The sequence below is a fragment of the Halomonas sp. genome, from assembly GCF_014859505.1.
Taxonomy (GTDB): Bacteria; Pseudomonadota; Gammaproteobacteria; order Pseudomonadales; family Halomonadaceae; genus Halomonas.
On record NZ_JACUUD010000133.1, the window covers coordinates 1 to 7,049 of the forward strand.

Here is a 7,049-nt window from a genome sequence, read left to right on the forward strand (position 1 = left end):
GAGGGTGGCATGGAAGGCGGCGGCATGGGCGACGACCCCATGGCCGATCAGGAACCGATGATGGAGGACGAGGAAGCCGGCAGCCTGTGACCGGCTCGCCCAACCGATGAGCCGACTCGTTCTTGTCCACGACCGCCATCGGCGGCGGTCAATCACTCGCGACAACCGCGATATCCCGCGAAATGGAGGTGCAGGATGAAGACTCAGGAATCCCTCAAGGCACTCGGCATTCTCGGCGTGGCCTTTGGCCTCGTGACCGGCCCGCTGGCCGTTGCCGACATGCATGACCCGCAGGCCCAGGACCCGGCCGCCACCACCCAGCCGGGCGACCCCGCGGCCCCGGCCGATCCGGCAGACCCGGCCGCCAGCGATCCCATGGCCGACCCCGCGGCTCCGGCCGATCCGGCCAACCCGGCGGAGCCCGGTGCCCCGGCAGACCCCGGCGCCCCGGCCGATGAGCCCGGCTTCGGCAGCGGCACCGAGCCCATGCCCAGCGGCGAGGGTGCCACCCAGCCGGGTGCGGCCCAGCCGGGTGCTTCCCAGCCCGGCGGCGGGGACGACGAGTGGGAGATGCCGCAAGAGTAAGACCCGTCATGGTGGTGTTCCCCGGCGCGGCTGGACCGCACCCTTCAGCCCCTGTCACCGGCAGGGGTTTTTTCTGCCTGTGCCGTTCTTTCTTGCCTGTTCCCGGGCGCGTTCAGCTGTCGTCGAGGCGGCGGTAGAGGGTGCGCCGGGCGATACCCAGGATGTCGGCGGTGCGACGCTTGTTGCCGCCGGTGGCCTCCAGCACCTTGCGGATATAGCGGTCCTCGACCTCTTCCAGCCGTGGCCAGGCCTGGATCGAGGCTTGTGTAGCGGCTTGGGTAGAGAGGCCAGTGGCAAGGTTGTCGGATAGGGCCTCGCCGCTCTCGCGACGTGATGCCTCGGCCTGTTCGCGCAGGCGCTCGGGCAGGTCGGCATGGCGAATCTCGCCCGAGTCGGCCAGGGTCACCGCGCGCATGATGGCGTTCTCGAGCTCGCGCACGTTGCCCGGGTAGCCATAGGCGAGCAGCGCCTGCAGGGCGGCGGGCTCGATGCTCTCGATGGGCTTTTCCTGGGCGTCGGCGTGCTTGTCGATCAGCGCCGCGATCAGCCGCTCCAGGTCCCCCTCCCGCTCGCGCAGCGGCGGGATGCGCAGCGAGAAGGTCTCCAGCCGATAGAAGAGGTCGCTGCGGAACTGGCCGGCCTCGATCTCCTGTTCCAGGTCGCGGTGGGTGGCGGCGATGATCCGGACGTCCACCGGCTCCTCCCGTTCGCCGCCCACCGGCCGCACGGTCTTCTCCTGCAGGGCGCGCAGCAGCTTGGCCTGCAGCCCCGGCAGCATCTCGCCGATCTCGTCGAGGAACAGGCTGCCGCCCCGGGCCGACTGGAACAGCCCCTGGCGGTGGTCGCTGGCCCCGGTGAAGGCGCCCTTCACGTGGCCGAAGAACTCGCTCTCCATCAGCTCGGCCGGGATGCTGGCACAGTTGACCGCCACGAAGGGGTTCTCGGCGCGGGGGCTCTCGGCATGGATCGCCCGGGCCAGCAGTTCCTTGCCGGTGCCGCTCTCGCCGAGCACCAGGATCGGCGCATCGCTCTTTGCCAGGCGGGCGGCGTCGTGGAACAGCGCCTGCATCGGCTCGCTCTCGCCGATGATGCCGTGGAAGTGGCCGGGCGGCCCGTTCTGACGAAAGCGCTCGGCCAGCCGGCGGTGCTCCAGCACCCGGTACACCGCCTCCCGGACGGTCTCCAGGTCCAGCGGCTTGGTCAGGAAGTCATCGGCACCGAGCTTGAGCGCCTCCACCGCCTGGTCGATGGTGCCGAAGGCGGTGATGACGATGAAGCCCAGGGCGCTGTTCTCGGCACGCAGCTGCTCCAGCAGCGCCAGGCCGCTCATGCCCGGCAGGCGCACGTCACTGATCACCAGGGCCACCGGAGTGTGGCTGAGGGTGGCGATGGCCTCCTCTGCGCTGGCCGCACCCAGGGTGGCGTGGCCGGCCTCCTGAAGCTCCTCCTCGAGCAGCTCCAGGATGGCCGGATCGTCCTCGACGATGAGGATGGGGCAGGGGGTGGCGGGGTCCTTCCGGGTCACGTGGCGAGTCCTCGCGGGTCGGTGTCGGATGATGCCGCCTCGTCCTGGAGGCGATCATCGAGGGGCAGGACGATCTCGAAGCCGGCGCCACCGAGCTCGCTGTCGAAGACGCCAATGGTCCCGCCGTGGTCGTTGATGATGCGGTGGACCATGGAGAGGCCCAGGCCGCTGCCCTGGCCCACCGGCTTGGTGGTGAAGAAGGGGTCGAAGACCCGGGGCTTGTCCTCCTGGAGGATGCCGTTGCCGTCATCCTCCAGCCACAGGTACAGCTGCTCCCCGCGGGACTCGGCGCTCAGCCGCACGCGGCGGGTGCCCTCGGCCTGGGTGGCGTTGCGCAACAGGTTGGTGAGCACCTGGATCAGCTGCTGGCCGTTGGCCAGCAGCCGCGGGGACGTGGGGGGGAGCTCGGTGTCCAGGCGGATGCCGCACTGCTCCAGCTCCTCCTCCACCAGCTGGCGGGCCCCTTTCACCAGGGTGTCCAGGCTGACCCACTCCTTCTCGACGTTGTGGCGCCGCCCCAGCTCCATCAGCTGGCGAACGATCGCGACGATGCGCTCCACCTCGCCGCGGATGCGCCCGAGGCGGGTTCGCTCGTCGACACCGATCACCTCGCGGCGCGCCAGGCGCTGGGCCTGGCCGTTGATCACGGTGAGCGGCGCGCCGATCTCGTGGGCCACCCCGGCGGCCAGCACGCCGAGCTCGGCGAGCTTGCGGGACTTGCGCAGGCGCTTCTCCAGGGCGATCTCGTTGAGACGGCGCGCCTCGATGTCGGCATCCTTCTCGGCCATGGCGTCGAGCATGCCGTTGAGGGCCACCGCCAGGCGGCGGTACTCCTCCGGCCCGCGGGGCGCTGCGCGCTGCTCACGGTCGCCGCCCTCGACCCGGGCCATCACCTCCAGCAGGCGGTTGATGGGGCGCTCGATATGGCGCCGGAAACCCCACCAGATGCCCATCACGATGCCGGCCGAGCCGACCAGGAAGGCCAGGCTGGCCACCAGGGTCAGGAAGCCGGTGTAGTTCTCGATGCCGGTGTTCAGGCGGTTGACCTGCAGCACCCCGTGCACCTCGCCGTCGGGGGTGGTCAGCGGCATCAGCGCGGAGTAGTAGGTCCAGCCATCATGCTGACGATAGTCGCCGGTGGGCTCCCCGGCCGTGACCACCTCGCGGATCTCCTCGGGTTCGAAGAGCGACTCGCCGAGCCCCAGGCCGTAGATCTCCCGGCCCTCGAGGTCGAACACATAGGCCCCGTAGATGCGGTGGAAGGAGAAGGCCGCGTGCAGCGACTCCTCCAGCGACTCCGGAGACTCGCGAACCATGGCGTAGCCCAGCGAAGTGCCGATGGCATGAGTGATGATCTGGACCTCGGTCTGCAGCTTCGAGCGGACGTTGTCCTCCAGCGAGTGGATCGCCACCAGGCTGAAGACCACCAGGATCAGGAACAAGGGCCCGATGACGGTGAGGATGATGAGGTTGCGCAGTCGCATGCGGGTTCCCGTGGCTGGCGCAGGCCGGCCCCACCAGTGGCGGGGCCGGAAGGGCTGAAGGAAGCGTGGAGGCCGGACGCTACCCCGGCCGTGCGTGGCACACTGTCAGTCCGCCGGCACCAGCCGATAGAGGCTGCCGCGGGCGTCGTCATCGAGCAGGTAGAGGGCACCGTCGCGGCCCTGGCGCACGTCGCGGATACGGCCGATCTCGCCGTCGAGGATCACCTCGCTCTCGGCCACGCCATCGCCCTCCAGCACCAGGCGCTTGAGCAGCTCGCTGCGCAGGCCACCGGCCAGCAGGTTGCCCCGCCACTCGGGGAAGTGGTCGCTTGCCACCTCGGCCAGGCCCGAGGGGGCGAAGCGGCCCTCGAAGATGTACTGGGCGTCACGCATGCCGGGGAGGGAGTCGGCGCCAATGGGCTGGCGGGTGGAGTAGTCCACGCCCAGGCTTACCTCGGGCCAGCCATAGTTCTCGCCGCCCTCGATGAGGTTGAGTTCGTCGCCGCCGAGAGGGCCGTGCTCGGTGGCCCAGGCGCGGCCGTCGGCGGCCACGGTCATGCCCTGGATGTTGCGGTTGCCGACGCTGAACAGCTCCGCCAGGGCGCCGTCGTCAGCGAGGAAGGGGTTATCGTCCGCCGCCTCGCCGTCGGCGGTGAGGCGCAGCACGCTGCCGGCGTGGTCGCTCCTGTCCTGGGCGCGGGGTGGGTGGCTGCCGCGGTCGCCGATACTCATCAGCAGGCTGCCGTCGGGCAGCCAGGCCAGGCGCGAGCCGTAGTGGCGACCGGGGCCGGAGAAGCGGTCCTGGACGAAGAGCTCCTCGACGTCCGTCAGGGCACCGTCGCCCAGGCGCGCCCGGGAGAGGGTGGTGGCGGTGCCACCGCTGCCGGCCTGGCTCCAGGTGAAGTAGACCCAGTCGTGCTCGCCATCCCCCGTGCCGTAATCGGGATGCAGCACCACGTCGAGCAGGCCGCCCTGGCCGCGGGCGTTGACCTCGGGCACGCCGCCCAGGTGGCTGATCTCGCCCGTCTCGCTGATGTGGGCCAGGCGGCCGGGGCGCTCGCTGACCAGGAAGCTGCCGTCGGGCAGCTGTGCCACGGCCCAGGGATGCTCGAGCCCCGTAGCCACGCGCTCCAGGCGTAGATCGTGGTGTGCGGTGTCGATCCGTTCGACGATTATGTCGGGCCGGGTCTCGGCGGCCAGCGCCTGGCCACCGGCCGCGAGGCCACCCAGCAGCAGGGCGGCGGGCAGTTGTCGTAGAAAGGCAGGCATTCCGTACTCCCCCTCGTTGATCTCGCTTGGTGCGGTCAGGACTCCTGAGTGAGCCCTTCAACAGTCTAGCGACTCCAGCGAGCTGGGGGTGTTCCCTGTCGCCATCTGGCGACGCTGCCGGCTACATCAGCCAGATCAGCAGCAGCGGCAGGTAGAGCAGCGACATCAGGGTCGAGCAGAACACCAGGCTGGCCACGTAGGCGGGCTCGCGGCCGGCCTTCTGGGCGAAGAGGTAGTTGAAGACCGCCACCGGCATGCTCATCTGCAGCACCAGAATGCTCTGGGCGAGGGGCGGCAGCCCCAGCAGGGCGCCGATGCCCCAGGCCAGCCCTGCCGCCACCGGGATGCGCACCAGGCTGAAGCCGACCCCGGACTTGAGGCTGCGGACCTGGATGCTGGCCAGGGAGACCCCCAGGGTGATCAGCATCAGCGGCACGGTGAAGCCGGAGATCAGGTCGACGCTGTTGTCGAGCCAGCGCGGCAGCGAGGTATCGGTGAGCAGCAGTGCCAGCGAGATCACGATGGCGTAGACGGTGGGCGTGCGCGCCAGGGTCTTCAGCGCATTGCCCTGGCTTGCCATGATCGAGCCCACGGTGAACTGGAACAGCGACACCGTGACCATCACCGTGATGCCGAAGGCGAAGCCCGCGCTGCCGAAGGCGTAGAGCACCACCGGCAGCCCCATGTTGCCGGTGTTGGGGTACATCATGGGCGCCAGCACCACCCGCCAGTCGCGCCGGAGCAGCCGCGCCATCAGCGGGGTGGCGGCAGCCATGGCGGTCATCACCAGGGCCGCCGCCAGCATCGTGCGCCCGACGCTGCCAGCGTCGATCTCGGCATTGGCCAGCGAAGCGATGATCAGCGCCGGGGTGCCGATATTGAAGACCAGCCGGGTGACGAACTCCACCGGGTAGGGATGGCCGAGGCGGACCCAGGTGAAGCCCAGGCCGGCGCCGGCCAGCACCGGGGCCATCACGGCGAAGAGTTCGGCGATCATGAGAGGTCCTTGGCGGTTCCAAGCGCGCCATTGTCCTCATTCCGCGGGGGAAGTGGCAAGCGCCAGGGGGCAAGGGCATCGTCTGGCAGGCCCGAGGAGGAGGGCAGCATTAGCCGGCGCCCTCGGCTATGCTTCGCTGCTGAGCACAAGGATGCCCCATGACGATCACCGCCTCACCTGCGACCGGCTCCCCCAACAGCTTCCAGGCGCTGGTGCGCCTGCTGCGCTACGCCCGCGGCTACCGGCGGCGCATCATCGCCGCCACCGTCTGCTCGATCATCAACAAGCTCTTCGATATCGCCCCGGAGATCCTGATCGGCGTGGCCATCGACGTGGTGGTGAACCAGGAGCACAGCTTCGTGGCGCGGCTGGGCTTCGAGTCGGCGCAGGAACAGATCCTGATGCTGGCCGTGCTGACCTTCTTCATCTGGGCCGGCGAATCGATCTTCGAATACCTCTACAAGATCCTGTGGCGCAACCTGGCCCAGCGGCTCCAGGCCGACATGCGCCTGGACACCTACGAGCACGCCCAGCGCCTCGACATGGCCTACTTCGAGTCGAAGAGCTCGGGGCAGCTGGTCGCCACCATGAATGACGACGTCAACCAGCTGGAGCGCTTCCTGGACGGCGGCGCCAACTCCCTGATCCAGGTGGGGGTCACCGTGGTGGCGGTGGGGGCGGTGTTCTTCGTGATCTCGCCGCTGATCGCGCTGCTCGCCTTCACCCCCATCCCGCTGATCATCTGGGGCGCCTTCTTCTTCCAGCGCAAGGCGGGGCCGCTCTACGCCGACGTGCGCGAGAAGGTGGGCGATCTCGCCAGCCGGCTCTCCAACAACCTGGCCGGCATCGCCACCATCAAGAGCTTCACCAGCGAGGCCCGGGAGGCGGCGCGGCTGCGCGAGGTGAGCGAGGCCTACGTGGAGGCCAACCGCCGGGCGATCCGGGTGAGCTCCGCCTTCATTCCGGTGATCCGCATGGCGATACTGGCCGGCTTCCTGGCCACCTTCACGGTGGGCGGCATGCTCGCCCTGCGCGGCGACCTCAACGTGGGCGCCTACGGCGTGCTGGTGTTCCTCACCCAGCGGCTGCTCTGGCCGCTGACGGGCCTTGCCGAGGTGATCGACCTCTTCGAGCGCGCCATGGCCAGCACCCGGCGCATCCTCGACCTGCTGGCGGTGCCGATCACCGT

Annotated in this window: 6 protein-coding genes; 2 read left to right on the forward strand and 4 right to left on the reverse strand. The window is 69.5% G+C overall.

Annotated features, from left to right (window positions below; translation table 11 throughout):
• Positions 1 to 195: 195 nt before the first annotated feature.
• Positions 196 to 585 carry a hypothetical protein gene (locus tag IBX53_RS13535; RefSeq protein WP_290910117.1) on the forward strand — a complete coding sequence of 130 codons (390 nt, stop codon included), beginning with the start codon at positions 196 to 198 and terminating at the stop codon, positions 583 to 585.
• 112 nt (positions 586 to 697) lie between these two features.
• Here the strand turns inward: IBX53_RS13535 and IBX53_RS13540 are convergent, their stop codons facing one another.
• The 4 genes from IBX53_RS13540 to IBX53_RS13555 all read right to left on the reverse strand — a co-directional run bounded on the left by IBX53_RS13540 (position 698) and on the right by IBX53_RS13555 (position 5,860).
• Entirely contained in the window at positions 698 to 2,110 is a 1,413-nt protein-coding gene (locus tag IBX53_RS13540; protein WP_290910119.1) for a sigma-54 dependent transcriptional regulator, read from the reverse strand.
• A complete protein-coding gene (locus IBX53_RS13545) occupies positions 2,107 to 3,594 on the reverse strand; it encodes an ATP-binding protein (RefSeq protein WP_290910121.1) in 1,488 nt (495 codons plus the stop codon). The genes IBX53_RS13540 and IBX53_RS13545 overlap by 4 nt, the downstream gene beginning before the upstream one ends.
• Before the next feature lie 105 nt (positions 3,595 to 3,699).
• Positions 3,700 to 4,863: a PQQ-dependent sugar dehydrogenase gene (locus IBX53_RS13550; RefSeq protein WP_290910123.1), complete on the reverse strand. Its 1,164-nt coding sequence runs from the start codon at positions 4,861 to 4,863 to the stop codon at positions 3,700 to 3,702.
• A 121-nt stretch (positions 4,864 to 4,984) separates the two neighbouring features.
• Entirely contained in the window at positions 4,985 to 5,860 is an 876-nt protein-coding gene (locus IBX53_RS13555; RefSeq protein ID WP_290910125.1) for an AEC family transporter, read from the reverse strand.
• Positions 5,861 to 6,018: 158 nt separating this feature from the next.
• Here IBX53_RS13555 and IBX53_RS13560 point away from each other — a divergent pair.
• Positions 6,019 to 7,049 (forward strand): ABC transporter ATP-binding protein (locus IBX53_RS13560; protein ID WP_290910127.1); only part of this gene is annotated, 1,031 nt, incomplete at its 3' end.